This window comes from Enterococcus sp. 3G6_DIV0642, assembly GCF_002140635.1.
GTDB lineage: Bacteria > Bacillota > Bacilli > Lactobacillales > Enterococcaceae > Enterococcus_D > Enterococcus_D casseliflavus.
On sequence record NZ_NGLH01000002.1, the window covers coordinates 7,489 to 25,528 of the forward strand.

Genomic DNA, 18,040 nt, shown 5'->3' on the forward strand with positions numbered 1-18,040 from the left:
GGTTAAAATTTTTTAATTACTTAATTCAATATTTCTCTCAATTTCCTTAAGTTTCTCTTTCAAAACTACTTTATCAGACAAACGCTTAATTTTATTAACCAATTTATTTATTTCTTCATATTTTTTTTCGATATGTTCTGCTTTACTTTATCTCCGCTATAGCAATCATTTATAACTTCCTCTGTATGATTAATTAATTTTATTTGATATTTTACTTCTCTTAATAAACCTTTTATCACTCGTTTCCAATTATCTTCTTCAAATATGTCTATATTTATAGAATCTATTGTTTTAATATCAACATTGTATTCTATCACAATATCTTTCCGAACAGTTGAACCATTAATAGCCGGAGGGGGGATTGAAAGATTTCATTTACTGAATTTTGTACAATTAGTTTTTGTTGAATAATATTACATTGTTTACTTATTGCTTCAAATTGATCTGTTTTCAACTTTTCTCTGGGATACTTTTTCTTAAAGCTATGTATTTGTTCATTTAATTTTAGCAATAACTGGTTAATCGAAGATACCCTTTGATAATTTAAACTTTTTGATAAAAATCCTAAGTCATCTGAAAAGCTATCAATGACTTTTCCAATAGATCCTGAACTTTCTAAACTTAACAATTTTTGCTCAATTTCATTCCTTTCATTTTTGTATTTATTTTCTATGTAAGCTCCTAATCCACCAAGCAGAACTACCATAAAAAAAACAATACACCCACTAAGCACTAGTATCGTAACATTATACTCTGTTACTCTCTAAATAAAACATTTCTGACCTAATTAATTGAGCTGCTTGAGAATCTATAAAATGGGCAATTAAAAAAGGATCAAAAACTTTTAAGTTTCTGACCCTCTGTTTTTTATATTAAACTCCTGAAATTAATTTTAAAGTTATGATTTTTATCAATCCTATTTACTTTCATTGATAATAGAACTGAAATCTAAAACATGTAAATTATCAAGGGAAAGGTTCTCATGGGCTGTCAATATAAAATTTGCTTTCTTTTCTCTACTCATTGTTTTTATTATAATCATTAGTATGTCTCTTGTTTCTTGATCAAGATTGCTAAAAGGCTCGTCTAGAATATACCATTTCCTTTCTATACTGAGAATTGAAAGGATGTATACTAACCTTCGTTCCCCACCTGACAATAAACCTAATTTCTTTTTCTTATACTTTTCAAAATTTATATCAGGAAAGTATGTATCTAATAAATTCAGGAAATTTTTTTTTGATTCATTGGTCAACCCCTCAACAAAGTGAATAAACTCATCTACAGTTAATCGACTATAAAAAGTAAAGTTCTGGCGCATATAAATACAACTATTATTATTAATTATTTTACTATTTTTCGGAAGTGGATTTCTTAGACCACTAATATAATCTAATAATAGCGTTTTTCCACTACCGTTTTTCCCTTTCAAATAAGTAATTCCTTCTTCAAACTTACAATTTATTTCCTTTTCAATCTCTTTTATAAATAAATTTTCTATAACAATCACAAAATCATCTACTTTCTCTAGATAACGGTTTAAAGAAAATAATACTAGGTATACTTACTATAATCAGTATTATACAAATCAGGAAGTAAGACACTGGAAAATCACCTGATATTAAATCATTCATCACATCTCCAATAATAATAAAAGGATTGATGTAATTTACTGGTGTATCTATTCCTATCAATACGAAAAATAAAAATATTACCATATTACATATGGATGAAACGGTCGACGAGTAAAGATTTCTTAAGTAGGTTATATTATATCCGATGAACGCTACAGGTAAAACTACTATAATTGTTATCAATGATAACACTGTTAAATGAATATAATTTAAATTGAAAAATAAGGCAGGTATGAGGTTAAACATAGTTAAGCAAACAATAGAATAAATTAGTTGGGTAAGAAGTAGTCCAAAAAAGAATTTTACAGGTATCCATTTTATAGAAAATATTATGGATAGTGCACCAGTATCTTTCTCATTTAAAGCAAACAGTCCTACACCGTAAACAAAAGCATTGAATACAATATATATCCACCAGTAAGTTAAATCATAAACGGTTGTTATATTCCTGCTGTTAAAAAATAGCATTATACTAGGCAACCCTAGTGACCAAAAAAAAGATAGTTTGTCTTTTAATAGTAATGATATATTTAGTTTGCAGATAGTAATGACATTTGACATAATATTCTCCTTCGATGAATTTATGGAAAAGGAATATACTCTATGCTTTTATCTAGTTCTTTTCCACAAATCGACTGAACAAAAGCATACACACTCTCATTATATAAAATAGGATTCATGTGTGGAAACCAATTCTCATCAACCACTTTTACCACCTTCAAATGAGGAATGGGCTGATACGAGTGAAACAAACTTATAACTGGATCCATTTTTAATTTTTCTCTACATTCTTTTTGCCATAATTTAAAATTAAATTTAAGTTTACTTTCAAATTGACAATCTTCCATATTCTTTAGTAAATATGAATAGTTTCTACAAAATTCATTGGTCGATAATTGATCAAAACGTGAATGATATAAATCTTTTTTTCTATCATCAAAATCTTTTAAAGTATTAGATTTAGCAGTCTTACTAAAATCCGTTGCAAAATACTGCAAAGCTTCAATCTGACTTTTTTTTATAGCTTCTTCTAATACATTTGAAGTACCTAAACCTATACACTTAGAATTTTCACTATATCCAATACATAAAATTACATAAATCTTATCTGAGATAGATACATTGAAGTAGTTTGTGTTATCTACATAATTTTTTAAATAATTGTCTACTGACTTTATTTCTGTAAAATTACTGATAGATATTTTTGGAGCTGAAGTTTTAGTCAAATAATTTACTATGAATGATTGCCTTTCAAAGAACTCGAAAAATGCTGTTCTTATTACAGAGTTTGAATCTGTATGAGATGCCATCCCATTTGAATCAACAAATCGATCTCTAGATAAAAATAGGCCTTTAGGCATCATTTTAGGTATGTTTTTACTCAAATAATTTACATGTGTGTGGTTTTCGAATGAATCGTTGGTATTTATCAACACTTCTCTTTCAAAGAACTCTCCAAAAACTTTTTTTAAATTTGATGATCTATTGTCAAACCCAACTTCATAAGCTTGTACATGTTGCTTATCTTCCCTAACTATATAATTATTGAAGTGGTGGTTTAAAAATAAGCCTTTTTTCGAGAAAATTCTACTATCATTTAATAGGAATCCATTCATTTTTATCTTCCCTTTCAAACTAAGAAACAATCAAATTCTGTAGCATTATAATCTATATTTGAAATAATTTTTTGTTTCTTCGATAATCTTATAAGTCTCTTTGAAGGCAAGCAATTTAGCAGATGCTTAGAAACTAATTTTATTGTTTTGACATTATTTTTATGATTATTTTTTCCATTTAAAATAACCACTTCTGGAAAAGGAATGTCCTTGTTTAGCATTAGTTTTTTTTGAATAAGATTATCAATACCTTCTTCACAATGATAACTATTCCTTTTTTCTATTTTAGAAAAAATAAAATCATAAATCTTTTCTTTATCTTTAGGAACCGATTGATAAAACCGTGAATCTTCATTCTGATAATTTTGCCACTCGATTATTTTATTCTCGATTATTGACTTTTTGACAGCCTCCTCAATGGTTTGATTACAAGATATTCCGCACCCAGTGATTTGTCTTTTATATAAACTGATCGTTATAACTGTGTAATAGTTTGATAGATTTCTTGTAGCTAAACAAAGATGTTCGTCAGCTCTAAAATTCAAACTTTTAATTAATTGTTTTTGTTCATTTGATAATTCAACATTAAGCCTTTCTCCAATATCTGTGTACCATAGTAAAAACAACTCATTTTTTTCTATTAACTCTGACAAAGCTTTCTTTAAGATTTGACACGATTCTATACCTGTAGCAGTGCCTGTTGTATCGATATATCCATATGCTGATGTTTTACCATAGCTAATGTATTTACCTTCAGCTGTGAACCCTCCTACACCAAGCAAAAACCTTTCCAGATATTCACTATAGCTTTTTTTCATTGCGAGTTCTTTGGTCGTGCTTATAGATGTTCCATCACTTGGATTGTAATAGTTTCCTTTTTTAATCTTGTTTCCGTTTATATAGAACAGTTTCCTCTCAGTACTCTGATAGTTCTTTGTAAATCCATAAGACGTATGAATTTGTGAAAACATATTAGCTTCCTCCAACAACTAAATCTGATTCAATCAATAAAGCTAACTTAGGATTTATTCCAATATCTTTTACAAATTTTTGATGATTTTTAAAAAGGGAGATAGATTGCATGGGAACTCCTTTATATGCCCGTTCTCTAATGTTCATTGTATGCTTAATACCATTAAAAAAACTAGCCTTTCCATAAATGAGTAAACTTTTCTCTAAGTCTAGAAGCCAAGATACAATAATGTCACTGCTCCAGTTATTATCTGTTATTACCTTGTTACTTATTTGTAAGATTTGATCACTATAAACATCAAACATGTAAGAGCCTGGTTTAAGTCCTTCTACAAATTTATTCACATAAATTACTGGAAAACATAGAATCATTTGATTTGTTTTAACAAAAGATTTTAAGTTCTCGAATATTTTTAATAATTCATTTGATCCGATTGAATATATAGAATAGCTTTCAATTACGATGTCAGGGGTATTTAAGCGACTGAAGTCTACTAATTCTTTATAATTTTCTAATTTCATTTCTTCTTTTGGTAAAGAGAACTGGTACATCTTTAAAATTTTCTTTTCGATTTCTTTGTCAACAAATTGTGATTGATACTCATTCCAATAGTACTTATTCATAACAATCACACATTTCCCAAAAATAACAAGTATCATAACTCAATGAAAAGTCATTTAAGTCAATCTTTAAAACATCATCAATTATACTATAGTTGGCTTTGGACATTTTTTTCTCTTTGTGTAGTTGATTGATTACCGGTAGCCAATCACTTTTATTTAACAAACCATCATATTGAAAAAAACCTTTCTCATTGTAAAACAAATCTACCATAACTTGAAAATTCAAATTATTTTTACCTGATTGACTACCTCTTAGTTGAGATTCAATACTATAAAAGAAGCATAGAGGGCAAGGGTTTCCCCATCTAGGAGAATAATAATTACTAAGGTAAAGACTATGATTGTATGCAAAAACAAATTTATATACATTCGTACTATCTTTATTTATAAAACTAACTATTTCTTTTAACTTTTGTAAACTAAAGGGATCTAAACAAACAATAATTAATTTATCCTCGTAATTTTGATCTTTAAATTCGTCGAGTGACCTTATCTCGTGATCTTCTTTCCAAATATCTCTAGACAATTCTAAAAATTTCGAGCTATTTGAGAAGATTACTATATCGTTTATACTTGATAAATATGTACTGTTCTCTTCCTTAATGATTGATGAATCCATTAAAAATTTTATTGATTCATTAGCAATATTCTCTTCTTTGAAAATTACCATAAAGTCATTAAAAGTAATATTTCCGATTTTATTTTCTTCCATATATCTGAGAAAATTAACTAGCACTTCATTTTTAGTTGCAAAAGAATTATCTTTAGTTTGGATTATTGTTGTGTTTTCATCTTCTAATTCATATATCAAATATGGATTAACTACATATTTCAATCAAAACCCCTCCAATATTTATACTACTAGCTTCCGATATAAATCATTAATAGGAGAGAAGATAAGACTTCTCTCCTATTAAAGTAAATCTATTTGGTGAAAACTTTCTCTTGAGAAGAAGCTCCTGCTCCACAACAGCAGCAGCAACAACAACAGCAGCAGCCACCGCCACCGCCACCGCCGCCGCCACCACCACTACCGCCGCCTTTACTAAGCGAGATAGATGTGTCAGCAAATGAAGAACCTAAGCTTGAAGAAAATGATGTAAATAAACTTTGGGAAATAAGAGAGTCTTGCATTTTAGACTGCTGTTTATCTTTAGTACCCATATTAAAACCACCTTCCATAATATTAAGAAATAGCTAGCAATTTCTTAATATTATGGTAAATTACAAACAAGCACCTTGTCAATCTTTTTTTAATTTAAAACTATTTAAATAACAATATGATGATAGCCTTTTTTAATGCTGTTTAAAATAGCTAACTACAAAATTAAATAAGAAAAACTTTAATTAACTGAATATTTAGAAAATACAAAATAAGTTAAATCACACAAACTATTATTATTTTTTAAAAAAACTGTGTATTAAAATAACATGATAATTAACAAAGTAAATTATATCACTAGTTATAATTATTACTTAACTTAGGACTATAAAATCGTCCATCAAAAACTTTAGCCATTATTATTTATGGCATTTTTTCTTTCCTTTATGAGATTCAAAAAATATTCTGTTTGCTGTTTGGTATTTAAAGAACTCACTGCGTGGTTAACTAATTTCTGTACAACAACTTCTCCGTGCTCATCTTTTATAAAATCTACATAAGGAATGCTCGGTCTGTAAGCCCGTGCTAGCACGTTCTGAGAATATTTGATCTCTGCTACTGTCAGATATCCTTTATTTAGTAGGCTACTTATCACCGCAGCAGTCGTATTTTTGTTTAGTTCCGGCAATATTTCTAATAATTCATGTTTAGTCAAAGACTGATTTAATTCATAAAAATAGCACATAATTTGATATTCAGATCTACTTAATTCTGACATAATAACCCCTCAACTTTTTCAGTGCTTCTCTATCTGTAAAATATAGAAACAACCAATAGTAAAAATAAATATATGATAGTATCTAATATAATCCATTGTTTCCTACCATTTGTTGCTTTGGTAGAAAAAAAACAACTTATACCATATAGTATTAAAAATAGCATTGATAATGAATAACCTTTCAAGCATTCAGTTAAGGTTATATCTACCAAAATTAGAATTAGAGGTACCATATATACCCATGCATACCACTTTCTCACATGGTGTGGTAACTTACTAAAATTTGAATTCACACATAAATCTCCTTTTAGATATTTTTTAACTTTAATACATATTACATCACACGAAATTAATAAAAATAGTGTTTAATATTTACCCCCTAGCTTATTTTGTTTACACTTTATTCATTTTTATCACAGAAAAATACTTATCTGCCCTAATAAATGAGCATAGCAAATCTTTTTTGTAAACTCTAATTTATGCATTGATTAAGGACTTCATTAGCTGTGAATAAAAAAGGACGTGCTAAGCACGTCCTGGAGTTGAAACTATTCTTTTATGGAATTGAATTAGTAGAACTGCAGCCTTATGTCGATTGCGTTCTTGGCCAGCTGATAGCCAGCTTCATCAACACCAGAAAATACTTCTAACGGCGAAATATTATACCTCTTGCCGTTTTCGAATTCATAGAAATCTTGATTGGTAAACAAGTTATAGGCTAAAGCAACCAGTCGTTGCTCCCCACCGGATAAAGTGCCATCAAACCATAGGTCACTATTGATTTCTTTTTGGACAAAATTAACCATCGAGCGACGTTGGTTAAATAATCTTTCATCACCAGTGAAGATAAAAAACCAAGCTACGCCAATAAGGATCTCGAAGATCTGTAAAGCTCAATTCATCCATCATAAAATTAAATCTGGCAATATGTTCCTTGTTTAGAAATAATTCTTCCATTATTGTTCCTCCTCTAATTGGTTTTGACCATTCCTTCAGCAATTACTCAAACGTTACTTTTGCAATTTCAAAATCAAAATACCTTCCAGATACCCAGTCTACATGACCGCTATCTGTAAAAGTTTTGCGGATCACATCCTCTTCATCTTTTAGCGCAAGTATGGCGTCAAGGATTGCCTTTGCTTCGTTCTCCTTAAAAATACCTAACTCTTCTTTTCTTTGCGTAAATTGCAAATTTTCAACCGTCGCAGCGTTACTCAAAAATCCCATCAGTTCCTTAGAAAAATGGTTGAAAACGATCACTGTCCAAACCTTTTCTCCTCTATCTTCAAGAGAAATTAGTTTACCGCCTACATCATTCTTCATTTGGTTTGACCAGGATAAAGTGATCTCTTCCATCGACCTTCTGATACTCTCGTTGACACTCTTTACATAAATAATGACCATTAGGATAAAGAACGTCCCCTTTTCTGACACGAACTTGTTTTGCTAACTCACCGCAATCACATTTGATCCAGCTAGGCGGCCAGTATAAGCGTCGATTGTAGGGCGTTATTGGTACTTTCCATTGCCCACCGTAACATTGTCTTTCTTCAGCCATCTTTATAAACTCCCTTCATCACTCTATTAAGCACCTAATCGATCCTTATCTTTAAAGCGGACACTTTCTGCATAACCCGAGTAAAAAGCTTCCCAATCCCTCACGGTATGAGAGGTATCTTTCCCAGGTACCAGTCCAATCTTTTCGACTTCAGTCTGAACCACTTCAGGTACTTGCAAAGCCAATTCATAGCCGTTTGTCAGCACTTGTTTTCGAAATGTTTGCGACAAACCTTTCAAGTATCCTTCCAAATAGTCTTGTTTTAACTGCCATTTCCGTTTGTATTTTCGTCTGATATCAGGCAACTGAAGAAATTGCCTTGCGCAGTAGCTGGCACTACCACGAGCATACTCAAACGTGATTTGAGCAATTTGTACATCGGACACGATCCCAACAAAGTGAAGTTCAATCGGTTTTCCGGACACATAGTAATACCGGACACGAAAATTTTTAGCAATGATCCTCGCTAATCGGTAAAGCCATTTTTGTGGCCGGCCTTCATAAATCACCGTATTGATCACTGCTTCTGACTTTTGTTCTTGCTTATAATGAAAAACGTCTGATTCATCGATATTATGCTGAAGCATCAACTCTTGTGCTTTTGCCAAGGCTGACATCGACTCTTCGTCATTGGCATCATTTGCAAGAGCTAATAATTTTACGATTTTCTTTTTGGCTTTTTCATCCATTGGATCTCACGTTTTGTCTGATTTTAGTTTACCACGTATTGGATAACGGTTTCACTGATAAAAGTAATGAGTAAAAGTGATAGCACTTCAATGAAATAGAAAATAAAGTGCGGTCACTTTCTGAGCGCAGGAATTTCAAATCCCGCTTTTTCTTGCTCAAGCAACATATCTAAAGCGATACACATTAATTTCGATTCACTTTTTTTGTACTTAGTGTTCAAGTGCTTCAGTCCCTGCTTCCTCTTTTCATTAAGCGTTACAGGAAGACGTGTATTTCCTTTTGCAATAGCCATAACTCGCTCTCCTTCATTGAAACGATCGTAGATTTGATAAAAGACGCAGCGAGCGTAAATCACACTCGCCGCAGCTTTGAACCGATTCTTTTCTACTGATTGTTTTTCATGACTTCCTTTGCTTCTTCTGTAAGGGGAAAGACTTTTGCAACAGCCATGCCACAAGGAATTGCCCCTACAGCTTCCTCACAAATGACACCAGCTTCTATCAGCACCTTTTCAATGCCCGTATTTTCAGACCACCCTTTGATTGCGACGTAATCCTGTCTGATCCCGATACTCGTGTTCACCGTGGCCGTGGCAACCAGCTCTTCTTCAGACTGACCTCTTCTTTTCTTAGTCAGTTGAATCGCTACATTGTTATTATCTTCATAGTGATCAAATATCACAGTACATTTTTTTTATTTAAAACGGCATTCATTATTTTTCCTCCTAGAGATAAGGAGTTGCATTATCAAGCTCTGATTATTCAGTGGCTTCTTCTTTTAATTGATCCGCAAGTTTTGTAAGCTTGGCGGCATTATCAAATCGCATTCTTTCTATAGAAGACCTTTTATGAGCAAGATCTGCAACAGTTGTTGCGGCAACTCCTGATTTTTTTTGAATTTCATACAATGATTTTCCACTTTCAAAAAGCAACCATTCTATCTTATCTTTATCTGCGTACATCTTTTTTCCTCCTGAAAGGAGTATGACAATTAAAACTTGCCACTACTCACAATTATGGTATATTTTGAGTAGTAGCATTCCTTGCACGGTTTTGTTACTTGCGCTTGTTCTGACCCCATCAGAATAAGTGCTTTTTTTTATTTTGCAGTAGTGATCCCTCCCTTTTTTATCCGTATACCGGATCATCAGATAGTTATAGATCCTTTCTAAAAATTAAATATATCGGTATACCGTTGTATTTATTATACCACGGTATACCGATACTGACAATCTATTATTGCTTTTTTTTGATTTTAATGGTCAAAAAAGTTGGTTTTAACCAATTTGGAAGTGTTTTGCTATGAAATAAATGACTGATACAGTAACCGAATTTCCAGCTTGTTTGTACAGCTGACTGTCCGAAGTCTTTTGTTCATACCTGCAGTTATAGTGATCAAGCCCGTTACTGATTATTTCTTCAGCGATCTGCCTACTACCGAATTTCGCTGCCAAAAAGGCCCAATCAGGAAACGACTGCAGTCGCCAACATTCAAGTGGTGTTAGTTTCCGGATCTGAAAATCATCGGTTACTACGACTCGCTGACCACCAGTAAGGACGGTATTTGATTGCTGATTTCCCACACGTGCCCGACGCTTAGTATTTACCTAAAGAAGCAATATCCGTTTTTATCTCACTGTGTAAATTGATTCATCCTCATGATATTGAAATCTCTTTCATTAATTTAAATTTAGCGTTATACTATAAAAAAAGGAGATTAAACTATGACGAAAATATGTTTTATGCTAACTTCCAATTCTGGTATAGGAACGACTACAATATTTGCTACCCACGCTAAACGTAATATAGATGATTTATTAGCTTATTTTTCTAATTATTATAATGTAACAGCAAATTACCCAGAAGATAAAGATACTGTCGATATACTTGTTATCCCAGATTCCTTTGGCGCATTCATTAATGAACGTAATCTACCTGTTATTAAGGTACCTACAATTTTATTTTTAGAGAGAAACTTTGAGAAAATCAAGGTTTATATTGATAATTATTTTTTGGAAATTTCAAAAAACAAAATTCAGATAGACAAAATATAATTCATTATTTAACAGTAACTCTATTTCATGTCTCAGCATTTTCCATTGTTCACTCAGTTTCTTCATGCGCATGAAAGGTATTTCAAGTACCTGATGGATTAAGAATACCGAGGAAATGGTTTGTTAAATTACGGAACAATGGTGGTACTTAGGCCTTTTTTAAGAAAGAAAAGCGATCTTTTTTGCCCTCCACGTTCCAGCCGCCTCCACCACTTAGGAGGGCAAAAAAATAGACGTGCAAGGCACATCTGTAGAGCAAAAGGTTGATATTTCACTGAAATCTTGCTATACTAATTATGTAAAGAGGAGTTGCGCTAACAACTCCCCTACAGCACCGTTTAAGACGGTGGCAGTTTTATTAGTTAAGAAATAACCGCATCCTGCTAAAGTTGACGGTTATTTTTTTGCATTCTTTTTTCGTTTCTTCTTGCTTTTACGCTTAGAAGAACGAGTGTTTATAATCGTATCTGCTAGTTTCACACATGCTTCGATTAAACCAATAAAGGCTAACAAAACAGGCGCTATTGCTAACAAAATGCCGATTATATCCACATCTTGCAAAAGGCTACTCCTTTCTTCAGATTTCGATAGTACATTCATAATGCACCACCTCACTTTCAAAAAAAGCGCCACCGTCACAAACTTTACTGTAATCCTATTATACCATAACTCACGCTAAAAACCTATATTTATCAAGGGTTTTAGCGTTTTTTTTATACCTGAATTCAAGCGAAAGGCTTGTTCCTTCTGTCGCTCCAGCCACCGCCACCGCTCCTTCAGAAACCGTGTTGCTGACACAACCCGAAGTGATCGATAGAAAAAAATACCAGGATCAGGCAGAGATCTCTTGTTCTTTTAAAGCCAAAATAGACAAAGCATTCGCAAACTGCAGTAAGCCTAATTGAGAATCATCGACGATCACATTTTTCTGATAATGGATCCGATCGCTCACATGATTGATTGATAGTCCGTAGACAAAACGCATCAAAAAAATCTTTCGTCTCCGATCGGTGATTTCTGGTTTATATGGATGGCTAATGGCCGTCAGACCCAAAGAAAACAAGTGGTGAAAATAAAGAAACTCTTGTTTGAACTGCTGATTTTCTTGAACAAAGCTAGAGTGTTTGATTTCTGGTATATCTTGGTCTAAGAGCGAATACGTTGAATGGATCGGCGGCATCCTCGTCAATCCCATCCTTTCCCTTGAAACAAGATAACTAGAGAGCATCGATCCGATCTCTCCTTTGGTTTTATCCCAATCGATCACCTCTTTTTCAGGTAATTCAAATTGGTGAACATCAAATAATCGCACATTATTCCTCTTTTCATGATAGGTGATACACACAGCTGTCGTTTACACCTAAATAATTTCTTTTTTAATTCAAAAAAGACCTGGAAAAAGATCCCAAGTCTTTGTTTCTCAAAATGGTAAATCATCATCTGGTAAATCGATTGCCGAGCTGCTTTGTGCAAATGGATCCGTTTCTTTTTTAGGTAGCGGCGGCGGTGTTGGTTTGCTTTTTTCAGCTGTTTCGTTGGATTCATTCGAACGCTGCTCAGACACATCTTTTGATTCCATTAATTGAAACGTCTCTGCCACGACTTCTGTGACGTACACTCGCTGTCCTTGTGGGTTATCGTAAGATCTTGTCTGAATACGTCCAGTCACGCCGAGAAGCGTCCCTTTCTTTGCGTAATTGGCAAGGGTTTCGGCTGGTTTGCGCCAAATGACACAATTGATGAAGTCAGCTTCTCTTTGACCGCTTTGATTGGTAAAATTTCGATTCACGGCCAAAGTGAACGTGGCCACTGCAGCACCGTTCGGTGTAAATTTTAATTCTGGATCTCTCGTTAATCTTCCTACTAATACGACGTTATTGATCATGCTTTATTCCCTACTTTCTTTGCTTTTTTTGGCGCATTGACAAATGATACAAAAGTGATCTGTCCCGTATCGCTCAACTTGATTTTTGCATGATAGGTCGTCTTGTCTGCCTTTTTGATTCCTGAAACCACGGTTTCTTTCCCGACTAACAAATCCTTCAGATTGGTTTTCGTCAATTTTTTCTTCCGGAACTGATCAGATAACGTAAACGTACAGTTAGGATAATTCGAACAACCGTAGAAAGACTTTTTCAACACCACATTTCCGCCACATTTCGGACATTTACCGATCGTCTGCTTATCAGCTTCTTTTTTGACTTCCGCTTGGTAGGTGTGGAAATTCAACTTCTGAACATCATCTGGTACGTGTTCGATCAAATGCACGATAAACTTCTTGATATTGGCAATAAAGGTCTCTTGATTCCCTTCTTTTTTCCCGATTTTCTTTAAGTACGTTTCCCATTTTGCCGTCATTTCAGCACTCGTCAATAAGTGCTGGCTTTCGACTGCCTGGCACAGTAATTTTCCTTTTTCGGTAACGATCAATTTATTTTTTTCTACTTTGATATATTCTTTTTGCTTCAGTGTTTCAATAATGCTCGCACGTGTCGCTTCTGTACCGATTCCTTCGACTTCCTGAAGGATCTTGATTGCTTGTTCATCATCTACGGTCTTATTAGCCGTTTTCATTGCTGTAAGCAACGTGCCTTCAGTAAATGGTTTCGGCGGCTGCGTCTCTTTCTGCACGCTTTTTACCTCCGCTTGAATCGCTTCACCGATCATCACAACTGGTAATGTTTGGCTCTCTTTGTTCTCCTTGTTGGTATCGGCTTTGAATAAGATCTTCCATCCCTCGACTTTTGGCACTTTTCCCGTCGCTTTAAAACAGAGAGTTGACACCATGGTTTCTATTACGGTTTCTTCATAAGTGTAATCTGGTAAAAACATGGCGATCGTTGTTTTCATGACGAGCAGATAGATTTTCTTTTGTAGATCATCTAATTTATTAAAGGCTGACTCACTTGCGACTTGCTTCGTTGGAATAATGGCGTAATGCTCTTGCACCTTACTTCCATCGACATATCGCTTTCTTGGCTGATCTTGTGCCATGGGTTCATCTATGGATAAAAAACGGGCATAACTGTCGTAATTCGCTTTTAAGTATTGAAATTCACTGTCTGTAATAAATGGTGTATCTGTTCTTGGATAGCTCAACAATTTTGCTTCATACAGTCCTTGCATGGCTTTCAACGTCTGACTGGCTGTTGCTTTGTACAGCTGATTGATTTTTGACTGCAGACTGCTCAATGAGAATAAATTGGGACTATTCGTTTTCTTCATTTTTGTTTGAAGATCTTTGATCGTTCCTGGTTGTGTGCCGATTGCAGCGCCCTTAGAAGAAACAAAGGAAAGTAGTTCCTCTTTAGTAGAAAAACGTTGTGACGGGCTTAATAGGGCTTTGAACGAGCCATTCGTTGCCTTGATCAATGATTCGATTTCATAAAATGGTTCTTTTTTAAAATGCTCGATCATTTGTTGGCGTTGATAGATCATGTAAAGCGTTGGTGTTTGTACTCGTCCAAGAGAGAACGTTCCATTTGCTCCTTTTGAACGAAGATTCAACGTGTATAGCATACTCCCGTTCATGCCAATGAGCCAGTCGGCAATTTGCCGTGTCTGTGCTTCTTGATAAAAAGGATAATAGTCCATTCCTGGCTTTAAGTTTTGAAACCCAATACGAATCACATCTTTTTCAAGACTATTGATCCATAAACGTTTGTATGTTTTTTTAGTAGAAAAAGCGCCTGATTCATGAATGATCGACCAGGCGATATTTTCCCCCTCTCGATCACTATCTGTTGCAATTATGATCGTATCAGCTTTCTTTAACAGTCCGGAAACGATCTTAAATTGTTTTTTCTTATCAGCTGCGACCTGAAAATCGTATTGTTGCGGAAAGATAGGCAATGCATCCAATGCCCAATTCTTCCATTTTTCATCATAATGTCCTGGTTCTGCTAATTCGACCAAATGGCCGAAGCCAAAGGTGATAAAGGTCTCATCTGAAAAAATTGGATCTTGGATCTCAAAAAAGCCATCCTTTTTCACGCTATGCTTTAAAGCACCAGCATAGGAAGCTGCTTGACTTGGTTTTTCTGCTAATATCACGGTAGTCATTAATTCCACCCCATTCATTATTTTTCTTCTCAAATAAAAATAGGATAGATATCAATCCATCTATCCTATCAACACTTCTATTTCATGATAAGTGGCTAAATCGTAAAGGTTTCATTGTCGATTATTTTTTGTTGATTACTTGCTAGTCTATGAGTATATAGATTCTTGTAGAAAGACTGTTCTTCTTTGTCAGTGGCATTTTCCATAGCAATTCTCAACTCTCCTAATTTATACTGTTTGAACGCTTCGTACATTTCAGATAATTCTATTCTTTTTGGTTGATCCATAAGAGTCCTCCTTATAGGTATAACTGTTTCAAAAATATGGCAACGGCTAATACCTATTACCTGAATGATTTTATCAATCATTCGTTTCATCATTAGTAGATTCGATAGATTATTGACTAATATGATCTTTCGCTTTCATTTTTTCCATTTCCTTCTTAATTTTAGCTTTTTTAGATTGATCCGCACTTTCATATATACCTAATAAAGCAAACAAGCCAACGAAAGGCATTAAAATATCTCTAAATGAAACCGTCAATTTACCTGTTACAAATAGATATATGACAATTAAGCTAAACACAATAGGCAGAATAGCTCCTAAATATTTATTACCTAAATAACCGGCGAAAGATTGGAACCCAATGATTGCGACAATAAAAAGTATCTCCCAAAAATTATTCATTCAAACTCTCCTTATGTTTTTCTATAATTATTTTTGCTGCATCCAAAGTAATTTTCTCATTTATTACCATATTCATTACCTCTATTTCAAACGAATCTTTAATAGCATCAACAATTTTTATTTTATCGATTAAACGATCCAATCTTAAACGAACGGTAGGATAGCTAACCTTATATTCCTTAGCAAGTTGCTTTAAAGAACCAGAAGACAATAAAAACCGTTTGATAAATTCTTGTTCCTCATATTCTAAATGAAAGAACCAATCCACTTGACCACTCCTTTAATATTAAAATTATTTATTAAATTTTAACATTATTAAAGTTTTTACGCAATATATATTATAATTATTTGAAAATATTGAAGAGTTTTTTTCAAAAGATCAAGTTTCTTTATGCTTCCTATGCACCAGGTATCAGAGCAATAAAATTATAAGAACTATGAACGATCATAGAACCATAAGCTTTTTTCGTTTTGAGAGCAACCCAGGAATAGACAAGGCTGTTTAAAAAATAGGGCAATAGAAAAACTTGCCCATTTAAAACAGAAAAAATGAAACTAGAAAAAAAGACTGCAGCTGGCAAGTTCGTACGTCGAATCAAAAAAGGCAACAGTTTGACCCGCATCAAGTATTCTTCAATGATCGGTGCCATTACAATAGAGAACGTTGCGGCAGAAATGGAAATTCCGTGTCTTGCTTCTGGAAGTCTAGGCAGCATTGGATGCATCAACGTAAACCGATAGTCTTCCGTTCGTTCACTCAGCCAATCTATCCAAAGCTTTAAACCGGTCTCTACAGTAGGAACGCTGTGAGGTACTAGGTCTTGTCTCAGATCGTACCAGTCAAGATGATTAATCAGCCTTTTTGATTCGTCCACTCACGTAAAATCGGGATTAATTCCGGATAATACAGTTCGAGCAGCATATGCGTATCAAAGTAGCTTATAGTTAAGCCGATCCTAGTTAAATAGTCCAGTTGGGCATCAAACTCTTTTATCACTTCAGCTTGATCGATTTGCCCCCCTGGCAGTCCAAATCTGGGAGGGAAGAGTCCATTTACCTCAATCAGCGAAGAATTTGACTGGCTTCAGTCATTGGAAACCACTTCAGATAGTCCCATTCCGATGTATCCTTAACAAGAACAAGTAAGTGGACGGATTTATAGTCCACTTGCTTGTTCGATAAATTTATTTGATATAAATATATTGATTCGATATAATTTTCACAATATTTAAACTTTTCAAAATATTAAATGTTCGAGTAAGAAATTCGAAAGAAAGGAGAAGATAAGAAAAATATGAAGTGCTCAAAAAAATGGTGATTGTAGTTATTTTGTTTTTTGTGGTATTGAGTGGGGGAGTTACAGGACTTGCTACAGTTCAAAACAATAAACTCTCTGATTTGTATTCCCAAGTTTCAACATGGGAAAAAACTGGGAGAACGTATACTACCAATGAAAATGATATTGGGTATTCTGTTGTTGAACTTAATACTGAAAATATATTCGAAGTGCCAGCCAGTCTTCCTATTACAGCTACAGATTATGAAAATGGCGTATTAGTTGATTACGATGGAAATGACAATGATTTTCAAGTGACATGGACAAAAAGCGGAAATATCAGTGAAACGGTACACATGGATTCGAGTTTTAACGTTATAGACGAAACAACTGGAAAAACAGTTTCTAGTGAAGATATAAAAGTTGTTAAATATGTTTTTACTAATGCGAAAGATAAGTGGAATCAAATCAATCAAAATTAGCAATAGTTTGAAGTGTTGTGCATGAAGAAATATTTGTTTTTATTGGGAGTAGTTTTGTCTTTGGGCGTATTGTTTTCTAAAAATGTTGAAGCTTCAGAAACGAAGGTTGCTACTATTGACAACGAAACGGTAGTTTTAGAAAAAGTTGAAGACTTAGAAACAATTAGCTCGATTTTAGAAGAATATGGTTACTCGACAGAAGAAGTTGGATCTGTATATAAATATACTGTTGAAGATCCTATACCAGTTTTTAATCGCACACGTGCTTACAGAGTGGATGTTCTATCTGCAGCTTATAGAAAGCATAAAATTGCTACAGGAGCAGCAGTTGGGGACTATTATAATAAGCGCTATAAGGCTTTAAATGTTCGAAATGGTTATGAATGGGTAAGTGGGTATGCAATTTATATCAAGCAAGTAAGCACGACAGAGGAAGTTCTGGATCATATTCGAGTTTATAATACATGGTAATATGCCATCTAAAAAAGTGATTCTTGAAAGGAAAT

Annotated in this window: 30 protein-coding genes and 1 pseudogene; 4 read left to right on the plus strand and 27 right to left on the minus strand. The window is 33.7% G+C overall.

The window, feature by feature from the left end; genetic code table 11:
* Nucleotides 1–107: 107 nt before the first annotated feature.
* The 18 genes and pseudogenes from A5878_RS16870 to A5878_RS16955 all read right to left on the minus strand — a co-directional run.
* Complete coding sequence (locus tag A5878_RS16870) at nucleotides 108–317, minus strand: hypothetical protein (protein WP_034695562.1); 210 nt, start codon at nucleotides 315–317, stop codon at nucleotides 108–110.
* Nucleotides 314–706, minus strand: a complete 393-nt coding sequence (locus tag A5878_RS16875) for a hypothetical protein (RefSeq protein WP_034695559.1) — start codon at nucleotides 704–706, stop codon at nucleotides 314–316. Before A5878_RS16875 ends, A5878_RS16870 begins: the two co-directional genes overlap by 4 nt.
* A 210-nt stretch (nucleotides 707–916) precedes the next feature.
* A complete protein-coding gene (locus tag A5878_RS16880; protein ID WP_010748141.1) occupies nucleotides 917–1,510 on the minus strand; it encodes an ATP-binding cassette domain-containing protein in 594 nt (197 codons plus the stop codon).
* A gap of 705 nt (nucleotides 1,511–2,215) precedes the next feature.
* On the minus strand, nucleotides 2,216–3,250 hold the full coding sequence (locus tag A5878_RS16890; protein ID WP_010748139.1) for a YcaO-like family protein: 1,035 nt from the start codon (nucleotides 3,248–3,250) through the stop codon (nucleotides 2,216–2,218).
* Between the two features lie 14 nt (nucleotides 3,251–3,264).
* The gene (locus A5878_RS16895) at nucleotides 3,265–4,221 is read right to left on the minus strand and encodes a hypothetical protein (protein WP_010748138.1); all 957 of its coding nucleotides are present in this window, start codon (nucleotides 4,219–4,221) and stop codon (nucleotides 3,265–3,267) included.
* Nucleotide 4,222: 1 nt separating this feature from the next.
* Entirely contained in the window at nucleotides 4,223–4,846 is a 624-nt protein-coding gene (locus A5878_RS16900) for a hypothetical protein (RefSeq protein WP_034695557.1), read from the minus strand.
* Nucleotides 4,839–5,681 carry an McbB family protein gene (locus tag A5878_RS16905; RefSeq protein WP_010748136.1) on the minus strand — a complete coding sequence of 281 codons (843 nt, stop codon included), beginning with the start codon at nucleotides 5,679–5,681 and terminating at the stop codon, nucleotides 4,839–4,841. The genes A5878_RS16900 and A5878_RS16905 overlap by 8 nt, the downstream gene beginning before the upstream one ends.
* Nucleotides 5,682–5,770: 89 nt before the next feature.
* Nucleotides 5,771–6,010 carry a hypothetical protein gene (locus A5878_RS16910; RefSeq protein ID WP_143353838.1) on the minus strand — a complete coding sequence of 80 codons (240 nt, stop codon included), beginning with the start codon at nucleotides 6,008–6,010 and terminating at the stop codon, nucleotides 5,771–5,773.
* A 347-nt stretch (nucleotides 6,011–6,357) separates the two neighbouring features.
* Nucleotides 6,358–6,726: a BlaI/MecI/CopY family transcriptional regulator gene (locus A5878_RS16915; RefSeq protein WP_086295827.1), complete on the minus strand. Its 369-nt coding sequence runs from the start codon at nucleotides 6,724–6,726 to the stop codon at nucleotides 6,358–6,360.
* A gap of 569 nt (nucleotides 6,727–7,295) precedes the next feature.
* Nucleotides 7,296–7,532, minus strand: coding sequence for a DUF6075 family protein (locus A5878_RS17750; RefSeq protein WP_010748132.1), 237 nt, complete (start codon nucleotides 7,530–7,532; stop codon nucleotides 7,296–7,298).
* Between the two features lie 28 nt (nucleotides 7,533–7,560).
* Nucleotides 7,561–7,683 carry a hypothetical protein gene (locus tag A5878_RS17755; protein WP_010748131.1) on the minus strand — a complete coding sequence of 41 codons (123 nt, stop codon included), beginning with the start codon at nucleotides 7,681–7,683 and terminating at the stop codon, nucleotides 7,561–7,563.
* A gap of 42 nt (nucleotides 7,684–7,725) precedes the next feature.
* Complete coding sequence (locus A5878_RS16925) at nucleotides 7,726–8,082, minus strand: hypothetical protein (protein WP_010748130.1); 357 nt, start codon at nucleotides 8,080–8,082, stop codon at nucleotides 7,726–7,728.
* Entirely contained in the window at nucleotides 8,039–8,284 is a 246-nt protein-coding gene (locus A5878_RS17840; protein ID WP_010748129.1) for a hypothetical protein, read from the minus strand. The genes A5878_RS16925 and A5878_RS17840 overlap by 44 nt, the downstream gene beginning before the upstream one ends.
* Before the next feature lie 26 nt (nucleotides 8,285–8,310).
* Complete coding sequence (locus tag A5878_RS16935) at nucleotides 8,311–8,973, minus strand: DUF2786 domain-containing protein (protein WP_086295828.1); 663 nt, start codon at nucleotides 8,971–8,973, stop codon at nucleotides 8,311–8,313.
* A 113-nt stretch (nucleotides 8,974–9,086) separates the two neighbouring features.
* Nucleotides 9,087–9,266 (minus strand): hypothetical protein, encoded by a 180-nt coding sequence (locus A5878_RS16940; RefSeq protein WP_010748127.1) that lies wholly within the window; start codon nucleotides 9,264–9,266, stop codon nucleotides 9,087–9,089.
* 92 nt (nucleotides 9,267–9,358) lie between these two features.
* Nucleotides 9,359–9,655 carry a hypothetical protein gene (locus A5878_RS16945; RefSeq protein ID WP_256925807.1) on the minus strand — a complete coding sequence of 99 codons (297 nt, stop codon included), beginning with the start codon at nucleotides 9,653–9,655 and terminating at the stop codon, nucleotides 9,359–9,361.
* 76 nt (nucleotides 9,656–9,731) lie between these two features.
* Nucleotides 9,732–9,935 (minus strand): hypothetical protein, encoded by a 204-nt coding sequence (locus tag A5878_RS16950; RefSeq protein WP_010748125.1) that lies wholly within the window; start codon nucleotides 9,933–9,935, stop codon nucleotides 9,732–9,734.
* 315 nt (nucleotides 9,936–10,250) lie between these two features.
* Nucleotides 10,251–10,577 (minus strand): annotated as a pseudogene (locus tag A5878_RS16955) (DNA cytosine methyltransferase); the annotation flags it as partial.
* A 120-nt stretch (nucleotides 10,578–10,697) separates the two neighbouring features.
* On the opposite strand from A5878_RS16955, the gene A5878_RS16960 reads away from it, so the two are divergent.
* On the plus strand, nucleotides 10,698–11,027 hold the full coding sequence (locus tag A5878_RS16960; RefSeq protein ID WP_010748124.1) for a hypothetical protein: 330 nt from the start codon (nucleotides 10,698–10,700) through the stop codon (nucleotides 11,025–11,027).
* 396 nt (nucleotides 11,028–11,423) lie between these two features.
* Here the strand turns inward: A5878_RS16960 and A5878_RS16965 are convergent, their stop codons facing one another.
* From A5878_RS16965 to A5878_RS17000, 8 genes are all read right to left on the minus strand, one after another.
* Nucleotides 11,424–11,627: a hypothetical protein gene (locus tag A5878_RS16965; RefSeq protein ID WP_002290540.1), complete on the minus strand. Its 204-nt coding sequence runs from the start codon at nucleotides 11,625–11,627 to the stop codon at nucleotides 11,424–11,426.
* 232 nt (nucleotides 11,628–11,859) lie between these two features.
* Nucleotides 11,860–12,339 (minus strand): hypothetical protein, encoded by a 480-nt coding sequence (locus A5878_RS16970; RefSeq protein ID WP_010748123.1) that lies wholly within the window; start codon nucleotides 12,337–12,339, stop codon nucleotides 11,860–11,862.
* Between the two features lie 108 nt (nucleotides 12,340–12,447).
* Nucleotides 12,448–12,912: a single-stranded DNA-binding protein gene (gene ssb, locus A5878_RS16975; protein ID WP_010748122.1), complete on the minus strand. Its 465-nt coding sequence runs from the start codon at nucleotides 12,910–12,912 to the stop codon at nucleotides 12,448–12,450.
* Nucleotides 12,909–15,089: a DNA topoisomerase 3 gene (locus A5878_RS16980; protein ID WP_086295853.1), complete on the minus strand. Its 2,181-nt coding sequence runs from the start codon at nucleotides 15,087–15,089 to the stop codon at nucleotides 12,909–12,911. The genes ssb and A5878_RS16980 overlap by 4 nt, the downstream gene beginning before the upstream one ends.
* Before the next feature lie 95 nt (nucleotides 15,090–15,184).
* Nucleotides 15,185–15,376, minus strand: coding sequence for a hypothetical protein (locus A5878_RS16985; RefSeq protein WP_010748120.1), 192 nt, complete (start codon nucleotides 15,374–15,376; stop codon nucleotides 15,185–15,187).
* Between the two features lie 109 nt (nucleotides 15,377–15,485).
* Nucleotides 15,486–15,776 (minus strand): hypothetical protein, encoded by a 291-nt coding sequence (locus tag A5878_RS16990; protein ID WP_010748119.1) that lies wholly within the window; start codon nucleotides 15,774–15,776, stop codon nucleotides 15,486–15,488.
* Nucleotides 15,769–16,044 carry a DUF2089 family protein gene (locus A5878_RS16995; protein ID WP_010748118.1) on the minus strand — a complete coding sequence of 92 codons (276 nt, stop codon included), beginning with the start codon at nucleotides 16,042–16,044 and terminating at the stop codon, nucleotides 15,769–15,771. Before A5878_RS16995 ends, A5878_RS16990 begins: the two co-directional genes overlap by 8 nt.
* A gap of 130 nt (nucleotides 16,045–16,174) precedes the next feature.
* On the minus strand, nucleotides 16,175–16,399 hold the full coding sequence (locus tag A5878_RS17000) for a CPBP family intramembrane glutamic endopeptidase (protein ID WP_230209467.1): 225 nt from the start codon (nucleotides 16,397–16,399) through the stop codon (nucleotides 16,175–16,177).
* Here A5878_RS17000 and A5878_RS17760 point away from each other — a divergent pair.
* Entirely contained in the window at nucleotides 16,326–16,517 is a 192-nt protein-coding gene (locus A5878_RS17760) for a hypothetical protein (protein ID WP_230209474.1), read from the plus strand. The genes A5878_RS17000 and A5878_RS17760 overlap by 74 nt on opposite strands.
* 112 nt (nucleotides 16,518–16,629) lie before the next feature.
* On the opposite strand, the gene A5878_RS17845 is transcribed toward A5878_RS17760, so the two are convergent.
* Complete coding sequence (locus tag A5878_RS17845) at nucleotides 16,630–16,842, minus strand: ChbG/HpnK family deacetylase (protein WP_114148902.1); 213 nt, start codon at nucleotides 16,840–16,842, stop codon at nucleotides 16,630–16,632.
* 245 nt (nucleotides 16,843–17,087) lie between these two features.
* Between A5878_RS17845 and A5878_RS17005 the strand changes: the two genes are divergently transcribed.
* Together A5878_RS17005 and A5878_RS17010 are read left to right on the plus strand one after the other, a co-directional pair.
* Complete coding sequence (locus A5878_RS17005) at nucleotides 17,088–17,534, plus strand: hypothetical protein (RefSeq protein ID WP_010748117.1); 447 nt, start codon at nucleotides 17,088–17,090, stop codon at nucleotides 17,532–17,534.
* A gap of 21 nt (nucleotides 17,535–17,555) precedes the next feature.
* Nucleotides 17,556–18,005 (plus strand): hypothetical protein, encoded by a 450-nt coding sequence (locus tag A5878_RS17010; RefSeq protein WP_229078527.1) that lies wholly within the window; start codon nucleotides 17,556–17,558, stop codon nucleotides 18,003–18,005.
* Nucleotides 18,006–18,040: the final 35 nt, after the last annotated feature.